Below are 19515 nucleotides of genomic sequence, written 5' to 3' on the forward strand. Positions count from 1 at the left end.
TCAAAAAAGCCCCGTCGCTCGTAGCGACGGGGCTTTTTTGGGCCTGCTCACAGTGGCCACCGTTACTTCACCGGCGAGCCTTCTTCCTTGCGGAAATGATTAAGCACCAGGCGGTCGGCCAAACCGGGCAGCCACTTATTCAGGAACACGGTCAGCTTGCCCTGAGCCGTGAGCACCAGGTCGCGGCGGCGCTGCTGCACAGCCCGCAGCAAGTGGTGGGCGACTTCCTCGCTGGTCATCATCTGGCCTTCGTCGCGCGGCGACTCGCCCTGGGCGGAACCGTCGGCGGCCAGGGCCGTCTGCCGGATATTGGAAGCGGTAAAGCCCGGGCAGGCTACCAGCACGTGCACTCCCTGGGGCAGCAACTCGGTGCGTAACGCTTCCAGAAACCCCTGCATGGCAAACTTGGAGGCCGAATACCCCGTGCGGCCCGGCAGGCCGCGGTAGCCGGCAATGCTGGAAATACCCACAATGGAGCCTTTGGAAGCTAAGAGGTGGGGCAGGGCAAACTTGGTGGTGTAGACCGTACCGAAGAAATTGGTTTGCATCAGCCGCTGGATTACGCCCAGGTCGGCATCCTGAAACATCGCCCGCATGGAAATACCAGCGTTGTTGATCAGCACATCGAGGCGGCCAAAGGCGGTGATGGTTTCGGCTACGGCCCGCTCGGAATCGGCTTCTACGCCCACATCGGCGCGCACGGCGTGGCAGGCGATATGCTGCTGCTCGAGTTCCTGACGGGTGGCAGCCAGGCGGGCTTCGTCGCGCCCGGTGATTACGACCTGGGCGCCGGCCTGGCCAAATACCAGGGCGCAGGCCCGGCCGATGCCCGAGGTAGCACCCGTGATGAGCACCACTTTTCCTTTCATGTTGCTATAAATTGGATGATTGCCGGCCAAAACAGGAGCCGGCACGGGCCAAAACTACGGCTTTTTACAGGCTTTACGCCACTTTTTCGCCGACTGTTTTTGGCTGCCAGACCCCGGCACCAGTATTTCAGAAATAGGATTTACTCGTTATATTTAGGAGCGGGGATTAGCTTTCATTTCCGGTCGATTGTATGATAAGAACTCTACGCGCGTGGCGCTGGACGCCAATTTTGAACGGGTATTTGCTGTTGGCCGGGGGACTGCTACTGGCGCCCCCCGCCCGGGCTCAGTGCCCGGCGGCAGCTTCGGCCTGCACGCCGGGCTCGGCCCCGAGCAGCAGTTACGCCTTTGGAATGGGCATTCTGAACGTGACGCTGGGCAGCATCAACAACACCACCAACGGGGTGCAGGACGGCTACCGGGACTACTCCTGCACCCTGGCCACCGCCCTAACCGAGGGCACCGACTACGCCCTCAGCATCCGGACCAATACCAACACCGACGAGAACGTGCGGGTCTGGATTGACCTCAACAACGACGGCACGCTAAATAGTACTACGGAGCTAGTCTTCAGCTCAAACGCCAAGAAAGTCCATACCGGCACCGTGCGCCTGCCCGTGGGCACCACCCTGAATACCCGCCTGCGCCTGCGGGTGGCGGCCGACTACGCCAACTCGCCCTACCCCATGCCCTGCTCGACGCCACTGTACTCCCAAACGGAGGACTATACGGTGGTAGCCAGCGCCAATACTACCCCGCCGGTAGCGGAGTTCGTGGCCGACCAAACCCTGACGTGCTCGGGCTGCGTGCAGTTTACCGACCAGAGCCAGAATTCGCCGACGGCCTGGCGCTGGGACTTCGGCGACAACACCACTAGCACGGCCCAGAGTCCGCGGCACTGCTACGCCAGCCCGGGCACCTACAGTGTGACGCTGACTGCGACCAACGCGGCCGGGACCAATGGGCGGACCCGGAGCAACTATATTGTCTACGATGCGGCCGTGCCGGTAGCGGCCAGCTGCACTCCCAACACCTCGGCCTACTGCTGCGGCTACGGCATCACCCAGTTTACGCTGGGCTCCCTGAGCAATGCTTCCGCCAACGGCCAAGCCGGCTACGAGGACTTTACCTGCACTAGCCGGGTGCAGCTCACCGAGGGCAATACGTACACCCTGAACGTAACAACGGGCCCCAGCAACCCCCAGGACACGCGGATATGGCTCGACTTGAACAACGACGGCAGCTTTGCCTCGGGCGAGCTGCTGTACCAGGCCCTGAACCGCACCAACCCCAGCGGTACGATAACCATTCCTACTTCCGCCGTGAAGGGTCAGCCGCTGCGCCTGCGCATACTATCCGATTTTGTGGGCGCGCCGGCCAGCCCCTGCGCCGACCCCCAGTTGGGCCAGGCCGAAGACTACACCGTGACGGTGCTGGCCAACACCAAACCGCCGGTAGCCGCCTTCACTTCCAGCTACGTGCCGACTACCTGCGTAAATCCGGTGCAGTTTACCGACCAGAGCCAGAACTCGCCGACGGCCTGGCGCTGGGACTTCGGCGACAACACCACCAGCACGGCCCAAAACCCTTCGCACCAGTACCTGGCCTCGGGAACCTACTCCGTGACGCTAACGGCCACCAATGTCTTCGGCCAGCACACGCTGACGCGAGCCAGCTACCTGACCGTATCGGTGCCTTGCGTGGCTTACTGCGCCTCAACCGGCCAGAATGCTAACGTGTGGCTGACCAACGTGTCGGTAACGGGGCCGGCCGTGGGCTTCAGCAACCCGTCGGGGGCTGATGCCTCGGGCTACGGCAACTATATCAGCCAAACGATTGGGTTGCGCCTGGGTCAGAGCTACACGCTGGCGACTACCACCAACCAGAACTTTCAGCGGACGACCTCCATGTGGCTGGATTTGAACCGTAATGGCATATTTGAAACCAGTGAGCTGCTGATCAATGCCACTTCGGCCCAGGTTTCAGCCAGCGCGTTTACAATTCCGAACAACGCCAGCGTGCTGGGCTTCACCCGCATGCGGGTGCAGATGCGGGCTAACGGCAACCAGCCCCAGGCCTGCGTGCTCAACCAGCCCAACTCCGAAACCGAGGACTATTCGGTGCGCCTCGAGGTGATAAGCAGCACGGCTGAGGCCCAGCAGCTGCCGGCGCTAAGTATTTTTCCTAACCCCACGCCCAGCGGGCAGCTCCACCTGCGGCTGGCCGATGCCGCGGCGGCAGGCTTCTACACCATCTCAGTGCACAACGTGCTAGGCGCCCAGTTGCTGACGACCACGCGGCGCCTGCACCCGGCCGCCGATGCTGACCTGGACCTGACGACCCTGCCCCGGGGCCTGTACCTGATTCGCCTGACCGATGCGGCGGGCCACTCGGCGGTGCGCCGCGTGGAGCGCCAGTAACGTTTTTTCTGCCCGTCCTACCCTGCACTAGCCCGCTACCCGGTAGCGGGCTACGCGCTTTTACCCACCCATTGACATGCAAACACTTTTACTACGCGGCTTGCTGCTCCTGCTTTTTGTGCTTGGCCTGGGTGCGGCGCCGGCTGCCGCCTCCCACTTGGTAGGCGGGGAGATGAGCTACAAGTACCTGGACGCCAACGGCGCGCCCGGCACGCCCTTTCGGTACCGGATTACGGTGCTGCTTTACATCAACTGGGAGTGCAACACCGCCTCGACGGACGCTTCGAACGTGCCCGATGGGCGCTGCAACATCTTTGTCAATATTTACAACAAGCAGAACGGCGCCCGCCTCAACAGTGGGCAAGTGGCGCAGAACTTCACCTGCAACCAGGTAACCTGTACCGGCCGACCGTCGCAGGCGGAGGTACAGCCCCAGGGTTCGTACCGGCTGCCCCGGGTTTCTAACCCTTCGATTACTCCGCCCCTGCCCGGGGGCTGCACCCTGCCCGGCGGCCCACCGCCCCCGGTGCGCCTGTGCCGCTACGAGACCATCGTGGAACTGCCCGTCTCGTTCGATGGGTACTACGTGGTGTATACGGATGGCACCCGCAACCGCTCCATCAACAACCTGCAGCAGCCCGACAACCAGAACCAAACTATCTACATGGACATGGCGCCCCCGCTGCTGCCCAACAGCTCGCCCACCTTCTCGGATACGGCCGTGGTGGTCATCTGCCAGGGCGATACCAGCATCGTGGTCAACAACGCGGTGGACCTGGACGGGGACCGGCTGATTTACAGCTTCAGCACGCCTTACAACATTAGCAATAACGTCTCCATTACCACTTTTACGCCCCCCCCGCCCAGCGTTACCTACATTGCCGGCTATTCGGCCACGGCCCCGTTTGGCAACGGAGTGGGCAACTACGCTTTTCTGAACGCCAGCACGGGCCTGAGCCGCTACGCCACCACCCAGCAGGGCCGCTTCGTGGTGGCCGTCGAAGTCAAGGAGTTCCGCCGAATCAATGGCAACGAGGTGCTCATTGGCTCAACCAGGCGCGAAATTCAGTTGGTTTCCCGCACCTGCCAGCCCAACCGCTCCCCGCAGTTTACGGCCGCCACGCTGGCCAACAAGGTCTTTACCATTGAGGAGGGGGAAGCGCTGAACTTCAATTTGGCCGCCACCGACCCCGACGGTAACGCCGTTAGTCTGAAAGTAAACAGCGTGCTGCTCGATGGTCCCGGCGCCTACGATGCCAGCTTCGGCGGCAGCCAGGGCGTCGTGCAGTTGGGCAACCCCACCGGCAGCGTCACCATAACGGGCGCGGGCGGGAGCGTCAGTGGCCAGTTTAGCTTCAACTCGCGCTGCGGCAACGGACGCAGCACCCTGTACGACGTGGTGGTAACGGCTACCGACCAGGCCTGCGGGGCCAAGAGCGTAGCGGAGGTCTTTCAGATCCGGGTAAACCGCGCCGCCGGCCCCACCGGCATCGACGGCGACAACATCATCTGCGACCAAAGCCAGGCCAGCACCTACTCCGCAACGGGCCCCACCCCGGCGTCCTACCAGTGGAAAGTGCGCGGCGGCTTAATTCAGGGTTCTAACGCCGGCCGCTCGGTGCAGGTGCGCTGGAACGCTACGGGCACTGGCCACCTCACCCTGCAGGGCATCTCGGCCCTGGGTTGCCCCTCCGACTCGGTTACGCGGGACGTGGACATCCGGCCGGGCAGCGGCTTGGCCGTAACGCCCACCAGTGCCGCCATTTGCCGGGGTGCTTCCACCACCCTGACGGCCAGCGGCGGCGTGTCCTACACCTGGACCGGCGGCAGCCAACCCATTACCGGCCCGACGCTTACCGTGGCGCCCACCCAGACCACAACCTACACCGTGACCAGCACGGATGGCATCTGCACGACTTCCCGCCAAGTGACCGTAACCGTGAATCCGGCCGCCGTGGCCAACGCTGGCGCGGACGTGACGGCCTGCTCGGGGGAAAGCACGACGCTGGGCACGGCGGCGCTGACGGGCTACACCTACCAGTGGAGCCCGGCCACGGGCCTGAGCAGCACCTCGGCGGCCCAGCCGACGTTTTTGCTCACGAACACCGGCACGACAGCCCAGCAGTTCACCTACACCCTGACGGCTACTACCGCCGAAGGCTGCACGGCTACCGACGTCATCGTAGTAACCCTCAACCCGGCGGCCGTGGCCGATGCCGGTACCAGTAAGGCATTTTGTTCGGGCGGCTCAGCCCAGCTCGGTAATCCGGCCAGCGCCGTGGCCGGCAGCACGTACCAGTGGAGCCCGGCCACGGGCCTGAGCAGCACCACGGTCCTGGCCCCGACCGTGACGCTGACCAACACGACTTCGGCCCCTATTACCACAACCTACACCCTGCGCGTTACGACTGATAAAGGCTGCACCGATGCCAAAACGGTGGCGGTAACTGTGAATCCGGCGGCTGTGGCCAACGCTGGCGCGGATGTGGCGGCCTGCTCGGGGGAAAGCACGACGCTGGGCACGGCGGCGCTGACGGGCTACACCTACCAGTGGAGCCCGGCCACGGGCCTGAGCAGCACCTCGGCGGCCCAGCCGACGTTTTTGCTCACGAACACCGGCACGGCAGCCCAGCAGTTCACCTACACCCTGACGGCTACTACCGCCGAAGGCTGCACGGCTACCGACGTCGTCGTAGTGACCCTGAACCCGGCGGCCGTGGCCAATGCCGGTCCGGATGCCGCCCTGTGCGACGGGCGCAAAGTAACCCTGGGCACGGCGGCGCTGACGGGCTATACCTATCAGTGGAGCCCGGCCACGGGCCTGAGCAGCGCCACTGCCACCCGGCCCGAGTTGACGGCCGTAAACACTACTCAGAGCCCCGTTACCCGCACCTACACCGTCACGGCTACTACCGCCGAGGGCTGCTCCCAGACCGACCAGGTGGTGGTGACCATTACCCCCCGCCCCCGGGTCGACAACATTCAGGGCGCGGCCTCCGTCTGCCCCACCATCCAGGGCGTGGTGTACAGCATCCTGAACCCGCGCAGCACCGAGTACCGCTGGACGGTGGTGGGCGGCACCATTACCGGCGGCGACGGCACGGCCAGCATTACCGTGAACTGGGGTGGGGCTAATGCCAACGCCAGCGTGCAGGCCGTGGCCCGCAACCAGTTCCAGTGCGACGCCGATCCGACGAGCTTCCCAGTCGCCATCAACCAGCGCCTCGACACCGAAACCCCCAAGGGCCCGACCAGCGTGTGCTTGGCCAATGGCCCCAACACTTACTCGGTGGCCCCCACGACGGGCTCCATCTACGCCTGGCAGATTACGGGCGGCACCCAAGTCGGCACCGGCCCCGGCACGGTGCAGGTGCAGTGGAACGGCCCCGGCACCGGTACCATCCTCGTGACCGAAACCAGCACCCCCCAGGGCGGCGCCGTCACTTGCTTCGGCCAGAGCAAACCCCTGGCGGTGACTATTCTGCCCTCACCGGCCGCCAACCTGACCCTTGCCGGTCCCGACCGGGTGTGCGCCGGGGGCACGGTCAGCTTCTCGCTGCCCGGCGCGGTGAGCTCCAGCTATGCCTTTACCCTGGAAGGAGCCCCGGTAGCCAGCTCGGGCAATACCGTGACCTTGGCCACGCCCACGGCCGGCACCTACAAGCTCACGGCCCAGGAAACCAACGCCAGCGCCTGCGCCGGCCCGGTATTTACCAAGCAGTTTACCGTCGATCCGCGGCCCGCGGCCGTTACCATTGCCGGTCCGGCCAGCATCTGCCCCGGGCCCAACGGCGCTGGCTTCGCACCCCAACAGTATGCGGTGCTCAATACGGCGGGCTCAACCTACGCCTGGACGGTCACGGGCGGCACTATTGCCAGCGGCAATGGTACCAACGCCATTACCGTAAACTTCACGGCGGGCGCCGAGGACCGGACCGTAGCCGTGACGGAAAGCTCCCGTTTCGGCTGCGCGGGGCCGGTGGCGGCTCTTACCGTGCGGCCCGACAATGTGGGCGTGGGGCTGCGGACGGCCTCCGTGACTACCGACGACCGAAGCATTTCGATTGGCTTTGTGGTCGTCAATCCGACCAGCAACACCAACCAGGTGCGGGTACTGCGGCGCGAGGCGGGCACCACGGCGGCCTTTGCAACGGTGGGCAGCGTAGCCAACTCGGCCGGGAGCTACACCGATACCACCGTAGACCCCGACGCCAGGGCCTACGACTACCGCCTGGAGCTGCTCAACAACTGCGGTACCACCCTGGCCAGCCAGGAGCACACCACCATCCGGACCCAGGCCCTGGCCACCGAAGGCAGCCAGGACGGCCGCCGGGAAGGCAGCGTGAAGGTGAGCTGGAATGCCTACAAGGGCTTTGAAGTCAAGGAGTACCAGCTCTTCCGGGCGGCCGATAATGGGAGCACCCAACTCCTCACCACCTTGCCCGGCACCACCCTCGACCGGGAATTCCCCAGCAGCTCGGCCGGCTTCGACCAGTGTTTCCGCGTGGTGGCCGTCAGTGCCCAAAACCCGGCCATTACGGCCTCGTCGAACGATGCCTGCGTCAACTTCACCAACGACCTGGTGTTCTACAACATCATTACCCCCAACAACGACCACATCAACGACGCCTTTACCATCCGCAACATCGACCTCTACTCGGGCTACTCAATGAGTTTCTTCAACCGCTGGGGCAAGGAAGTGTACCAGACTTCGCGCTATAACAACGACTGGCAGGCCGAAAGTCAGCCCGCCGGCGTGTATTACTACCTGCTCAAGCTCTCCAACGGCAAGTCCTACAAGGGCTGGTTTGAAGTCGTGAAGTAGGACCACGGAATAGCACGGCGGGCCTGGTCGGCTACCCAGCACCGCCTCTATTACTCGTTCCTGAAAAGGCGGCCCGTCGTAGGCCGCCTTTTCTCATTTTATCCCGGCCCGCCACTTAGTAGCGCGAACTTTGTAGTTCGCGTGCCAGAACGACCCGTATGGCGCGGGGCACACGAACTACAAAGTTCGCGCTACAACTCGCGCTACTGCTTACTACACCACTCGCCATTATCCTGATGTCACTGACGTGACATAGTTATGTCACGCGTCAAGCTTAGCGGTAAGGGTGCATGTCTTGTTCGGTGGGATTAAAACTCTTGCCCAACAGTTGGGCCACTTCTGAGCAAGAGTTGTCCAAGTGCTGAGCAAGAGTTGGCGGCTCGCCCGGGGCCGGCCACAAAATCCGCCCGCTCCTCAACATCCGTTCTAATCCGTGGTTACCTTTGCCCTCGTGAGGAAATCGAAAAAATACCCGGCGGAAACGCTCCGCGAAATTGAAATCACCGACATGGTGGCCGAGGGCAAATGCCTGGTACGGCACAACAACCTGGTCATCTTCGTAACGGGCGTGGCCCCCGGCGACGTGGTGGACTTGCGCATTACCCGCGCCAAGAAAAGCTTCCTGGAAGCCGTGCCCACCCACTTCCACAAGTACTCCGACCTGCGCGTGGAGCCCTTCTGCCAGCACTTCGGCACCTGCGGGGGCTGCAAGTGGCAGCACCTGGGCTACGACACCCAGCTCAAGTTCAAGCAGCAGCAGGTGCAGGACAATCTGCAGCGCATCGGCAAGGTGGCGTTGCCCGAGCTGGAGCCCATTCAGCACTCCCCGGCCCTGCAATACTACCGCAACAAGCTCGAATACACCTTCAGCCACAACGGCTGGCTGACCAACGAGCAGATTCAGGCCGGCGAGCAAATCGAGCGGCGGGTGCTGGGCTTCCACACCCCCGCCCGCTTCGACAAGATCATCGACGTGCAGCACTGCTGGCTCCAGCCCAACCCCAGCAACCAGATCCGGCTGGCCATCCGCAACTACGCCCTCGAGCACGACTTGCCCTTCAACAACCTGGTGACCCAGGAAGGCTTCCTGCGCAACCTCATCATCCGCACGGCCAATACCGGCGACCTGATGGTGATTCTGCAGTGCTACTACGCCCACGAGGCCCTGTTTCCGCTGCTGGATTTCGTGCAGGAGAAGTTCCCCGAAATCACCTCGCTCAACTACGTGCTCAACAACAAGGGCAACGAAACCTTCCACGACCTGGACGTGGTCTGCTACAAGGGTGAGCCCCACATTCACGAGCAGATGGAGGATTTGCGCTTCCGCGTGGGACCCAAGTCGTTCTACCAAACCAACTCCGAGGGCGCCTACAACCTGTATAAGCTCACCCGCGAGTTTGCCCAGCTCACCGGCTCCGAGCTGGTGTACGACCTCTACACCGGGGCTGGCACCATTGCCAACTTCGTGGCCCGGCAGGCCCGGCACGTAGTCGGCGTGGAGTACGTGGAGTCGGCGGTGAAAGACGCCTACATCAACTCCGAAATCAACGGCGTGACCAACACCGAGTTCTACGCCGGCGACATGAAGGACGTGCTCAACGCCGAGTTTATCCAGAAGCACGGCCGCCCCGATGTCGTCATCACCGACCCGCCCCGGGCCGGCATGCACCCCGACGTAGTGGCCCGCCTGCTCGAAATGCGCGCCCCCCGCATCGTCTACGTCAGCTGCAACCCCGCCACCCAGGCCCGGGATTTGGAGATGCTCGACGAGGCGTATTCGGTCGTGCGCGTGCGGCCGGTGGACATGTTCCCCCACACCCACCACGTGGAAAATGTGGTACTGCTGGAACTGAAGTAGCGGCAGTTGGTAGGAGCAGGAGGCATCTGTCATCCTGAGCAAAGCGAAGGACCTTATCACGTCGGCACGAGTCGTTGTTAGGCTAGCTTAGACGTGGTAAGGTCCTTCGCAAGCTCAGGATGACACTATATTGTGTAGTCCTTCATCACTATAGCTATGCCCTACTACGTCTATCTCACGACCAACCCCGCCAAGACCGTCCTCTACATCGGTATCACCAATAATTTACCGGAGCGCATGGCACAGCACTACGCCAACCGCAGCACCGACCAAACCTTTGCCGGCCGTTACTTTTGCTATAACCTCGTGTACTTCGAGGAGTATACCGACAGCAAAGCCGCCATTGCCCGCGAGAAAGAGCTGAAAGGTTGGACGCGGGCCAAAAAGGAAGCCCTCATTGCTACTAATAATGCTGAATGGGCATTTCTGCAGGCGTAATCAGCCAGATGCGCCTACGTGATAAGGTCCTTCGCAAGCTCAGGATGACACGCTAAACAACACCCGCACACCCACCAATGGACTACGCCAACGACCCCGAACTGAACGGCAAATACCTCGGTACCATCTCCAAGGACTTCGCCATGGTTTCCGACACCATCATGGAGGCCTCTTCCCAGGTGCGGAAGATGGACATTTCGAAATACCCGATTTTCATCTTCGCCAAGCGCGAAATTCCCCTGGGCAGCCTGCTCGTCAATGCCGACGAGGCCAACCTGGAGTGGCACGTATTTGCCTCCTACCTGGAGCTGTTCGTGCAGCAGGGCATCGTGGGCCAGGAGGGCATCGAAGCCTTTGAGCAAACCTACAAGGACCCCAACGAGTACTGCTGCCTCTTCGTGCTCGACGAAGACTTCACCAACTTCGTCTTCATCCCCTACCCCGAGGATTAACCGGCATTCTACTCCGGATTAACAGAACGTCCTGTCGACCAGCGGGAGACATCTCGCCTGCAATGGTAACTAGATTACTACTGCACGCGAGATGTCTCGCAAGGGCTCGACATGACGTTCTTTTGTTATGTTGTTGCTTCGCAACTACCGCCTTCCGCTTATGCGCCTCACCTGCCTACCCGCCCTGCTCCCGTTGCTGCTGCTCAGCTGCTCCTCGGCCCCATCTACGGCCGAAGAAACCAGCGGCTTCTCGCCCACGCCCGAGTTTAGCCAGTACTGGCAGCAGGGCAAGGCCGAGCTAACGAGCTACACCCTGGAGCAGGCCCGCTACGGTGAAATGCGCCCGGGCGAGGCGGTGCTGGTGTTCGTGACGGAGGATTTGTCGCGGACCAGGCAGGTAAAGCTGGACAACCCCAGTGCTACGCCCAAAGACGCCCTGCCGGTGCTCAAACTGAATCTGAGCAAGAAGTTTTTGACCGGCATCTACCCCTACTCCATCCTCACCTCAGTCTTCACCCCCCTCAACCCCAAGCTGAGCACAGTTAAGGTCAGCACGTCGGTGCAGGAATGGTGCGGCAACGCTTTTACCCAGCTCAACCAGCGCGGCGCGGGCTACGCCCTGTCGCAGAAATCCTACTTCGAATCCGAGGGCGACGTGGAAAACAAGCTGGGCCCGGCCGTGCTGGAAGATGGCCTCTGGAACCAGATTCGCCTGCACCCAGAAGCCCTGCCCCAAGGCCCCCAGCAGCTGATACCCAGCACCATCTACTGCCGCCTGCAGCACCAGCCCCTGCGGCCTACCCCGGCCACCCTTACGCTGACCGACGCGCCGGCCGGTAAGTTGGGCCCGGCGCCGGCCCGGGCGTACACCGTCCGCTACCCCGCCCCGCTGGACCGGACACTGGTTATTTACTTCACGCAGGCCTTTCCCCACACCATTCTGGGCTGGGAAGAAACCTACCCCGACCGGGCCGGCACCGCCCAGCCCGTGCGCCTGACCACCCGCGCTACCCGCCGCAAAACCATCCTGCTCGACTACTGGCGCACCCACGGCAACGCCGACCTGCGCTGGCGCGACTCGCTCAGCCTCAGCCGCTAAAACCCAAAAGGCCACCGCAACCGGTGGCCTTTTTGCTATATCACCATTCAGGTTGAGCAACGGGCCGGGGCTTTATCCGCCACAACAGCCACCCACCGCAGACAGCCATTAGCAAGAAGGAGGCTGATTTCTGCTGGCGCTTCTTGCGTAGCGCACTACTGGTAACATCCTCCGGCCACATCAGATGCCCCGTGCTGGGGTCATACACTACCGACATAGAGTCGCCCAGCGTAATTAAATTGTATTCGGTTCTGGACACCGGCAGGTGCTTCAGGTTGCCGTTCAGCAAGAACCAAACCGAGTGTCGACTACGGTCGACTTCCATCTTCGCAACGGGGACCTGAACTGTCTGACCGTTTTTCAGCAGCTGCTCAATGTATGCAGCATCTTCCGAGCCAAATACACCGAAGGCCAAAGAGAACAGCAGCCCTAGTATAAGCACGAACGTCTTCACGCTCCGGGCTTAAAAGTGCTGCCAGCCCTGGGCGCGCAGCGGAATAGGCTGGCCCTGCTTGGTGACCAGGTTTACCCCGTCGCTGGCTTCGGTCATGTGGCCCAGGACGGTGATGTCGGGGTGGTTCTTGATTTTGTCGTGGTCCTTGAGCGAGATGGTGAAGAGCAGCTCGTAATCTTCGCCGCCGTTGAGCATGCACATAATGGGGTCGAGCTGGAACTCGTCGGCTACTTCCAGCATGGGGTTGGCGGCGGGCAGGTTCTCGGAAAACACCCTGGCCCCGGTGCCCGAGGCCTTGCACAGGTGCAGCACTTCCGAGGCCAGTCCGTCCGACACGTCAATCATGCTGGTGGGCACTACGCCCAGGTCACGCAGCTCGTGCACCACGTCCATGCGGGCCTCGGGGCGCAGCTGCCGCTGCAATACGTAGGGATATTTGCTCAGTTCGGGCTGCATGTCGGGGTCGGCGGTCCAGGCGGCTTTTTCGCGCTCCAGCACCTGCAAGCCCAGAAACGCCCCGCCCAGGTCACCGGTGACGCAGAGCAGGTCGTTGGGCTTGGCGCCGCTGCGGCGCACGGCCTGCCCGTGGGCTACCTGGCCCATAGCCGTGATACTGATGGTGAGGCCGCCGCGGCTGGCGGTAGTGTCGCCGCCCACCAAGTCCACGTTGTAGGCCTCGCAGGCCAGGCGCATGCCTTCGTAGAGCTCGTCAATGGCCTCCACCGAGTAGCGGCTGCCGATGGCCAGACCAACCACAATCTGAGTGGGCGTGGCGTTCATGGCGGCAATGTCCGACACGTTGACGGCCACGGCCTTATAGCCCACGTGCTTGAGCGGGCAGAAGGTTAAGTCAAAATGGACGCCTTCGACCAGCATATCGGTGCTGACGACCAGGTCGTGGCCGGCTTCGGGAGCTAGGATGGCCGCGTCGTCGCCGATGCCGAGGCTGGTGCTGGGCTGGCGCAGGGTCACGGTTTCCTGAATCCGGCGAATCAGGCCAAACTCTCCAAGGTTTTCCAGGGGGGTGATGTCACTCATAGCGGGCAAAAGTACGGCGTTCGAAGCATAGGATAGTGCAACTGGTACGGATTTACGGCCAAGGCCGGCCAGGCCGGTTTAAGCAGCCGGGTACCAGTGGCTTTGCTCTACCTTCTTAGTAAGTCGAAAAAAGGCAGAGCAACTAGCGGCGGCCTACCAGCCCCATTGTGCGCTGGGGGTTAACTATTCGCCGCCCCAAACTGTTACTTGCCACTTATGCCGGATTATACCACGTGTACCTACACCTCGGAGCTCTACGAGCAGCCGGCCCTGGCCAGCAGTAGCGCCCTCAACTGGCCGGGCGCGCGCTTGGAACGCTACCAGTTGCCCGCTACCACCCTGCCCGCCCATGCCCACGAGCAGCACCTGTTGCTCGTGCACCAGGGCAGCCAGCCCGTGGTGGCCAGCCGCCGCACCGGCTCCCGCGTGGAAGCCGACCAGTTCCGGAGCGGGGATGTAGGCCTGTATCCGGGCGGAGAATACGGTCCGTTTGGCTGGGATGGCCCCGTGGACATCATTCAGGTGCACCTGGATGCGCCAATGCTGGAAACCCGGGCCCGCCGCGACCTGGACCTGCGCTACTTCACCTTGCACGAGCGGTTTCGCTGCGAGGACGGACTGTTGGCCCAGCTAAGCCAGCAGCTCCTGGCCGCCGCCGGCCGGGCCCATACGCTGGGCCAGCTCTACGCCGAGTCGCTGGTCACGACGCTCTGCTACCACCTCATCGAGCACCACGCCACCTTCGAGCGCCGCCTAGCCGCTGGCGCCGGGGGCCGACTGCCGGCGGTGGTGCTGGGCCGGGTAGATGCCTACCTGGAAGCTCACTCGGAAGCTCCCATTACGCTGGAAGTACTGGCCGGTCTGGCGAACCTGAGCGTGTTTCACTTTGCCCGCCGCTTCAAGCACACCACCGGCCGCTCGCCCTACCAGTACGTGCTGGACTGGAAAATCCGGCGGGCGCGGGCCCTGCTGCGGGCCGGCGAGCTGCCGGTGGCCGCCATCGGCGACGCCCTGGGCTTTGCCTCGCCGGCGCACTTTGCGGCCGCCTTCAAGCGGGCCGTGGGTCAGAGTCCGCGGGCATTTCAGCAAAGCTAGGCGGCCCGCCAAAAGCGCAAGAATAGGTAAGTAATGCGCAGGAATCAGGCGTTGCGCCGGCAAGCGTTGGGGGACCTTTGGGGTAGTTAAAGCCGCGGCCAACCGGTGGCGGCCTCACCCTTATTTTCTCCTTACATGGACTCTTTCATCTTAGTAGCCGGCGCTACCGGCGACCTGGGCGGCCGTATCACCCGCGCCCTGCGGCAGCGCGGGGCCACCGTGCGGGCCGTGGTACGGTCCGAAGCCGACCCGACCAAAGTTGACTACCTGACCCAGCTCGGCGTCGAGGTGCAGCACGTGGATTTTTCCGACCAGGCGGCCCTCACCCGGGCCTGCGCCGGGGCCAGCTGCGTGGTATCGGTGCTGGCGGGCCTGCGTGAGGTTATCGTCGATACTCAAACCCAGCTGCTCAGCGCGGCCGTGGCCGCCGGCGTGCCCCGCTTTATTCCCTCCGACTTTGCCAGCGACTACACCCAGCAGGCCCCGGGCCTGAACCGCAACTTCGACCTGCGGCGCGAGTTCCAGGCCCGCCTCGACCAGGCGCCCATTGCGGCCACCTCCATTCTCAACGGGGCCTTTGCCGAAGTGCTGACCTACAACATTCCCCTGCTCGACTTCCGGCAGCAGCAGGTGGGGTACTGGGAAGATGCCGACTGGCAGATCGACTTCACGACCATGAACGACACGGCCGCCTTTACCGCGGCGGCGGCCCTGGACCCGGCCACGCCCCGCTTCCTGCGCATTGCTAGCTTCCAGCCCAGCCCCCGTGAGTTGGTAACTGTTGCCGAGCAGGCCGGCCGGGGGCAGTTTGCACTGGGGCGCCTGGGCGCCCGCCAGGATCTGGCCGCGGCCATTCAGCACGCGCGGGCCGCCAACCCCGCCGGCGAGCAGCAGCTGTACGCCGACTGGCAGCAGATGCAATACATGCTGAGCATGTTCAGCGTGCAGAACAACCCGCTCGACAATGGCCGCTACCCGGACCTGACCTGGACCAATCCCGTCACTTTTTTAACTGCGTAACGCCGTGCAAACCACTCCTGCCCCTTCCCTGGGGGCCTACTCCGACGAGGAGCTCATCCAGCGCCTGCCCGGCTTTACCAACCACTACGCCACCGTCAACGGGGTGCGCCTGCACTACGTGGAAGGCGGCCAGGGCCCGGCCCTGGTGTGCCTGCCCGGCTGGCCCCAGACCTGGTTTTCCTACCACCCCATTGCCGCCGAGCTGGCCCGGTACTACCGGGTTATCCTCGTGGATATCCGGGGCATGGGCAGCTCCGAGAAGCCCGCCACTGGCTACGACAAGAAGACCATGGCCCAGGATATTTATGAACTGCTGCGCCACCTGGGCCTGGAAAAAGCCTCCCTGCTGGGCCACGACATCGGCGGCATGGTGGCCAGCAGCTTCGGGTTCAACTACCCGCAGGCCACCGAGAAGCTGATTCTGGCCGACGGAGCCCACCCCAGTGAAGGCCTGCGGCAGATGCCCCTGCTGCCGGCGCCCGGCGCCTTTACGGGCAAAATGGACGGGCAGCAGCCCTACGTCTGGTGGATGGCTTTCAACCAGGTGAAGGAGCTGCCCGAGCAGCTGCTGGCCGGGCGGTTTGAGTTTCTGCTCGACTACCTATTCCGCTACGTGATGCTGGACGAGAGCCGGATGTCGGCCTTCGACCGGGCCGTGTACGCGGCCGTATACAACCAGCCCGAAAACATTCGGGCGGCCAACGCCTGGTACCAGGCCCTGGAGCAGGATATTGCCGACGCCAACACCTACGGCCGCCTGCCGATGCCGGTGCTGGGCATTGGCAGCCACGTGTCGTACAGCTACCTGCAAATGAGCCTGCCCTACGTAGCTGAGAATGTCGAGGTCATCGGCATTCTGGACAGCGGCCACTATATGTTTGAGGAACAACCCGCGCAGGTGCTGGCCGCCGTGCTGGGCTTTCTGCAGCCGGCCGCTGGCTAACGAAACATAGTTCAGGACTGGGGTTGCTGGCAAATAAACAGTGGCCCCAGTCCCGGCGCCGGCTTTGGACGTAGGGCCACGACTCGTCATCCATAAATTCCGCACAACTTTCCTGGCCACGGAATATTTTAGGGATTATTGACGTTTTTGCCGCTATGAAACTCTTCCTGCCGCTCGCCTTGCTCGTTTTGCTGAGCAATCTGAACTCCTGCAAAACCGACCGTTCACCCAAAACCGTTGACCCCACTTCTCCCGCCGCCGCCAAGGCCCAGCTCGACGTGCTGCGCGACTCCGTGGACGCCCGCTGGAGCCGTATGACAGCCAGCGACGACGCCAAGATGCAGGCCACCGGCCAGGTATTGCAAGCCCTGGAAAAGCAGCCCGGCGCCGACAAAGCCCAGCTTAAAGCCCTGGCCCGGGCCAACGGCAAGCTTAAAAGCCGCCGCTACGACCAGCAGAGCATGAGCGTTTCGGAGCAGATTGACGCCTACGACTCGGCTCAGGACTCGGTGCTGCGCGCCGTCTACAACTTCGCCCAGCCCGCCGCCGGCCAGCCCGACGCCACCGTGCAGCAGCTCACCACCGACATTCAAACCGCCGACGGGCAGGTCGTGGGTTACCGCGTGAACTACGACCGGGCGGCCAAGCAGTTCAACAACTACCTGCAGCTTCACCAGGAAGCCCTGGGCAAGCTCGGCGGCAAGTACAGCAAGCTCCAGCCCCTGCCCCTGTTTGAGTTAAAAGAGTAGCGAATTCATCTTCTGTCAGCCTGAGGCGGAGCCGAAGGGCCTTCCTCACCTACCCCACTGCGGCTTCTGCCAACGCAAAAAGCCCTTTACCACGCGTGGTAAAGGGCTTTTTTGCAGTTCATAAGCTTTGTCACCGAGGTGAGAAAGGTCCTTCGCTCTACTCAGGCTGACAGACACGGGGAGGACAACTTGTGCTGCTACAGCTTGGCCATTTCCTCGCGCACGAAATCAGCCAGGGTGCGCAGGTACTCGGTGCTGAAGTCGAAGCGGATGCCGGCCGCGGCGTAGATTTCGCCGATGGGCGCGGTGTAACCCAGGGCCAGGGCGCGCTTGTAGGCTTCAAGCCCCTCCTGCGGGTTCTGGCGGAAGTTGCGCCACACGGCAATGGCGCCGAGCTGGGCCATGGCATATTCGATGTAGTAGAAGGGCACTTCGTAGAGGTGCAGCTGCTTCTGCCACAGGTAAGGCTTGTAGTTTTCCAGGCCTTGCCAGCTCACGGTGCGCTGGTTGAACTCGTCGAAGGTGCGGGTCCACTGGGCGTGACGCTCGGCTTCGGTGTGCTCGGGGTTTTCGTACACCCAGTGCTGGAATTTGTCGATGGTGGCTACCCAGGGGAAGGTTTCCAGCACGCTTTCCAGGTGGGTTTTCTTGGCCCGGCGCAGCTCGTCGGCATCGGGAAAGAACAAGTCCCACTGGTCCATCGAAATCAGCTCCATGCTCATCGAGGCCAGCTCGGCCACCTCGGACGGCGGGTGCTTGTCGGCCGACAGCGGCAGGGAGCGGGTCAGGAAGGAATGCACCGCGTGGCCGCCTTCGTGCAGCATCGTAATGACATCGCGCAGGGAGGAAGTGGCGTTCATGAAGATGAACGGCACCCCGGTTTCGTCGAGCGGGTAGTTGTAGCCACCCGGGGCCTTGCCCTTGCGCGACTCCAAATCGAGGTGGCCCATCTGCCGCATCGTTTTCAGGCAGTCGCCCAAGTACGGGTCGAGGCGCTCGAAAACGGTAATGGTCTTGTCGAGCAGCTCGGCGCCGGTTTCGAAGGGCCGCAGTGGGGCTTTGCCGGTCACGTCCACGTCGAGGTCCCAGGGGCGCAGCTCGGCCAGTTCCAGGTCCTGGCGGCGCTCCAGGTCGATGTCATCAATCAGGGGCACCACGGTTTCCCGAATGGCGCGGTGGAAGGCAAAGCAGTCCTCGGGCGTATAGTCGAACCGGCCCAGGGCGGCAAACATATAGTCGCGAAAGTTGGCGAACTCCGCATTCTGGGCCATCTGGTGGCGCAGCTTCACTAGGTCGGTAAAGAGCTGGTCGAGGGGCTTGGAATCCTGGAGGCGGCGCTGCTGCACGGCCCGGTAGGCTTCCTCACGCACGGCCCGGTCGGGGCTTTTGAGACGGTCGGCGGCCCGGGGCAGGGTCATTTCCTCCCCGTCGAGAGTCACGGTCATGGCCCCCACGGTGGCGGCGTACTGCTGCTGCTTGGTGCTGATTTCGGTTTTGAGCGGAATGTTCTCGGGCCGGTAGATTTCCAGGGCCTGCCGTACCGAGCGCACGAAAATGCGGTAGCGCTGCGGGTCGAGGCCTTCCAGGAACTCCGAACCCATCATTTTCTCATTCAGGGCGTGGTCGTAGGGCGCCACGTTGGGCTCAATCTCGCTCACGAAATACTGAAACGAGTCGGCCCGCTCCTGGTCCTGGGTGTCACAGGTCATGCGGATGTAGCGCCAGGCCAGGTCTTCGCTCAGCACGCTTTCCAGCTCCGAGCGGTCGAGCAGCCAGCGCTCCAGCTCCTGGGCCGAGCCCAGGGGCCGGTCGCGGAGCTCAATGAAATAGGGCTCAAGTGATTCCCAGTCGGTTACGGAGAATGACTCGGGCAAATACTGACGCGGCGGGCGCTGCGTATCAGTGGCCGAAGCGAGGGCAGGTTCGGGGGCGGTATTCATCATCAATAGCAAGATACGTCGGTAGACGAAACGAATGTAAGCTAAACTTTAAACAGCTTTAGCCAGAAGCAGCCGGCCGCAAAATCAGGGTTTGTGTGCCCGGGCCGGTGCGCAACCTTGTTTCTACGGCAGGCAAGGAAAAGTCGTTGACCTGTTTGGATGAGAAAATGCGGCAAAGTTTAACTCAGTCGGGCGGGAAATGTTGTGACGTTATTCGGCGTAAAGACAGAACGTCATGCTGCGCCTGCCGAAGCATCTTTACCGCAGTAGTAACCAAGTTACTTTGACGGGAGAGATGCTTCGACCAGCGCAGCA

Annotated in this window: 14 protein-coding genes; 10 read left to right on the forward strand and 4 right to left on the reverse strand. The window is 62.7% G+C overall.

Annotated elements, in window-relative coordinates:
- Positions 1-62 precede the first annotated feature (62 nt).
- Complete coding sequence (locus tag CLV45_RS12435) at positions 63-869, reverse strand: SDR family oxidoreductase (RefSeq protein ID WP_100336672.1); 807 nt, start codon at positions 867-869, stop codon at positions 63-65.
- Positions 870-1060: 191 nt separating this feature from the next.
- Between CLV45_RS12435 and CLV45_RS12440 the strand changes: the two genes are divergently transcribed.
- From CLV45_RS12440 to CLV45_RS12465, 6 genes are all read left to right on the forward strand, one after another.
- Positions 1061-3289 (forward strand): GEVED domain-containing protein, encoded by a 2229-nt coding sequence (locus tag CLV45_RS12440; RefSeq protein WP_100336673.1) that lies wholly within the window; start codon positions 1061-1063, stop codon positions 3287-3289.
- A 76-nt stretch (positions 3290-3365) separates the two neighbouring features.
- Positions 3366-8114, forward strand: coding sequence for a T9SS type B sorting domain-containing protein (locus tag CLV45_RS12445; RefSeq protein ID WP_157807453.1), 4749 nt, complete (start codon positions 3366-3368; stop codon positions 8112-8114).
- A gap of 451 nt (positions 8115-8565) precedes the next feature.
- On the forward strand, positions 8566-9972 hold the full coding sequence (gene rlmD / locus CLV45_RS12450; protein WP_262496872.1) for a 23S rRNA (uracil(1939)-C(5))-methyltransferase RlmD: 1407 nt from the start codon (positions 8566-8568) through the stop codon (positions 9970-9972).
- A 156-nt stretch (positions 9973-10128) separates the two neighbouring features.
- Positions 10129-10410: a GIY-YIG nuclease family protein gene (locus CLV45_RS12455; RefSeq protein ID WP_100336675.1), complete on the forward strand. Its 282-nt coding sequence runs from the start codon at positions 10129-10131 to the stop codon at positions 10408-10410.
- Positions 10411-10487: 77 nt separating this feature from the next.
- The gene (locus CLV45_RS12460; RefSeq protein WP_100336676.1) at positions 10488-10862 is read left to right on the forward strand and encodes a hypothetical protein; all 375 of its coding nucleotides are present in this window, start codon (positions 10488-10490) and stop codon (positions 10860-10862) included.
- A gap of 160 nt (positions 10863-11022) precedes the next feature.
- The gene (locus tag CLV45_RS12465) at positions 11023-11961 is read left to right on the forward strand and encodes a septum formation inhibitor Maf (RefSeq protein WP_100336677.1); all 939 of its coding nucleotides are present in this window, start codon (positions 11023-11025) and stop codon (positions 11959-11961) included.
- A 40-nt stretch (positions 11962-12001) separates the two neighbouring features.
- Here CLV45_RS12465 and CLV45_RS12470 read toward each other — a convergent pair whose 3' ends face one another.
- A complete protein-coding gene (locus CLV45_RS12470; RefSeq protein ID WP_100336678.1) occupies positions 12002-12415 on the reverse strand; it encodes a hypothetical protein in 414 nt (137 codons plus the stop codon).
- A 9-nt stretch (positions 12416-12424) separates the two neighbouring features.
- Entirely contained in the window at positions 12425-13453 is a 1029-nt protein-coding gene (thiL, locus tag CLV45_RS12475) for a thiamine-phosphate kinase (RefSeq protein ID WP_100336679.1), read from the reverse strand.
- 216 nt (positions 13454-13669) lie between these two features.
- Between thiL and CLV45_RS12480 the strand changes: the two genes are divergently transcribed.
- The 4 genes from CLV45_RS12480 to CLV45_RS12495 all read left to right on the forward strand — a co-directional run bounded on the left by CLV45_RS12480 (position 13670) and on the right by CLV45_RS12495 (position 17260).
- A complete protein-coding gene (locus CLV45_RS12480; RefSeq protein WP_100336680.1) occupies positions 13670-14548 on the forward strand; it encodes a helix-turn-helix transcriptional regulator in 879 nt (292 codons plus the stop codon).
- 135 nt (positions 14549-14683) lie between these two features.
- Positions 14684-15568 (forward strand): NmrA family NAD(P)-binding protein, encoded by an 885-nt coding sequence (locus tag CLV45_RS12485; RefSeq protein WP_100336681.1) that lies wholly within the window; start codon positions 14684-14686, stop codon positions 15566-15568.
- Positions 15569-15572: 4 nt separating this feature from the next.
- The gene (locus CLV45_RS12490; RefSeq protein ID WP_100336682.1) at positions 15573-16511 is read left to right on the forward strand and encodes an alpha/beta fold hydrolase; all 939 of its coding nucleotides are present in this window, start codon (positions 15573-15575) and stop codon (positions 16509-16511) included.
- Between the two features lie 155 nt (positions 16512-16666).
- Positions 16667-17260 carry a hypothetical protein gene (locus tag CLV45_RS12495; protein ID WP_100336683.1) on the forward strand — a complete coding sequence of 198 codons (594 nt, stop codon included), beginning with the start codon at positions 16667-16669 and terminating at the stop codon, positions 17258-17260.
- A gap of 197 nt (positions 17261-17457) precedes the next feature.
- On the opposite strand, the gene CLV45_RS12500 is transcribed toward CLV45_RS12495, so the two are convergent.
- On the reverse strand, positions 17458-19200 hold the full coding sequence (locus CLV45_RS12500; protein WP_100337026.1) for a M3 family oligoendopeptidase: 1743 nt from the start codon (positions 19198-19200) through the stop codon (positions 17458-17460).
- Between the last annotated feature and the right edge of the window lie 315 nt (positions 19201-19515).

It is taken from the genome of Hymenobacter chitinivorans DSM 11115 (genome assembly GCF_002797555.1).
Taxonomy (GTDB): domain Bacteria; phylum Bacteroidota; class Bacteroidia; order Cytophagales; family Hymenobacteraceae; genus Hymenobacter; species Hymenobacter chitinivorans.

Excerpts from the sequence above, each read along its gene's own strand:
- CLV45_RS12485 (WP_100336681.1), top strand. The coding sequence starts at position 14,684 with ATGGACTCTTTCATCTTAGTAGCCGGCGCTACCGGCGACCTGGGCGGC.
- CLV45_RS12455 (WP_100336675.1), top strand. The coding sequence starts at position 10,129 with ATGCCCTACTACGTCTATCTCACGACCAACCCCGCCAAGACCGTCCTC.
- CLV45_RS12440 (WP_100336673.1), top strand. The coding sequence starts at position 1,061 with ATGATAAGAACTCTACGCGCGTGGCGCTGGACGCCAATTTTGAACGGG.
- CLV45_RS12465 (WP_100336677.1), top strand. The coding sequence starts at position 11,023 with ATGCGCCTCACCTGCCTACCCGCCCTGCTCCCGTTGCTGCTGCTCAGC.
- CLV45_RS12445 (WP_157807453.1), top strand. The coding sequence starts at position 3,366 with ATGCAAACACTTTTACTACGCGGCTTGCTGCTCCTGCTTTTTGTGCTT.
- CLV45_RS12500 (WP_100337026.1), bottom strand. The coding sequence starts at position 19,200 with ATGAATACCGCCCCCGAACCTGCCCTCGCTTCGGCCACTGATACGCAG.
- CLV45_RS12435 (WP_100336672.1), bottom strand. The coding sequence starts at position 869 with ATGAAAGGAAAAGTGGTGCTCATCACGGGTGCTACCTCGGGCATCGGC.
- CLV45_RS12480 (WP_100336680.1), top strand. The coding sequence starts at position 13,670 with ATGCCGGATTATACCACGTGTACCTACACCTCGGAGCTCTACGAGCAG.
- thiL (WP_100336679.1), bottom strand. The coding sequence starts at position 13,453 with ATGAGTGACATCACCCCCCTGGAAAACCTTGGAGAGTTTGGCCTGATT.
- CLV45_RS12495 (WP_100336683.1), top strand. The coding sequence starts at position 16,667 with ATGAAACTCTTCCTGCCGCTCGCCTTGCTCGTTTTGCTGAGCAATCTG.
- CLV45_RS12460 (WP_100336676.1), top strand. The coding sequence starts at position 10,488 with ATGGACTACGCCAACGACCCCGAACTGAACGGCAAATACCTCGGTACC.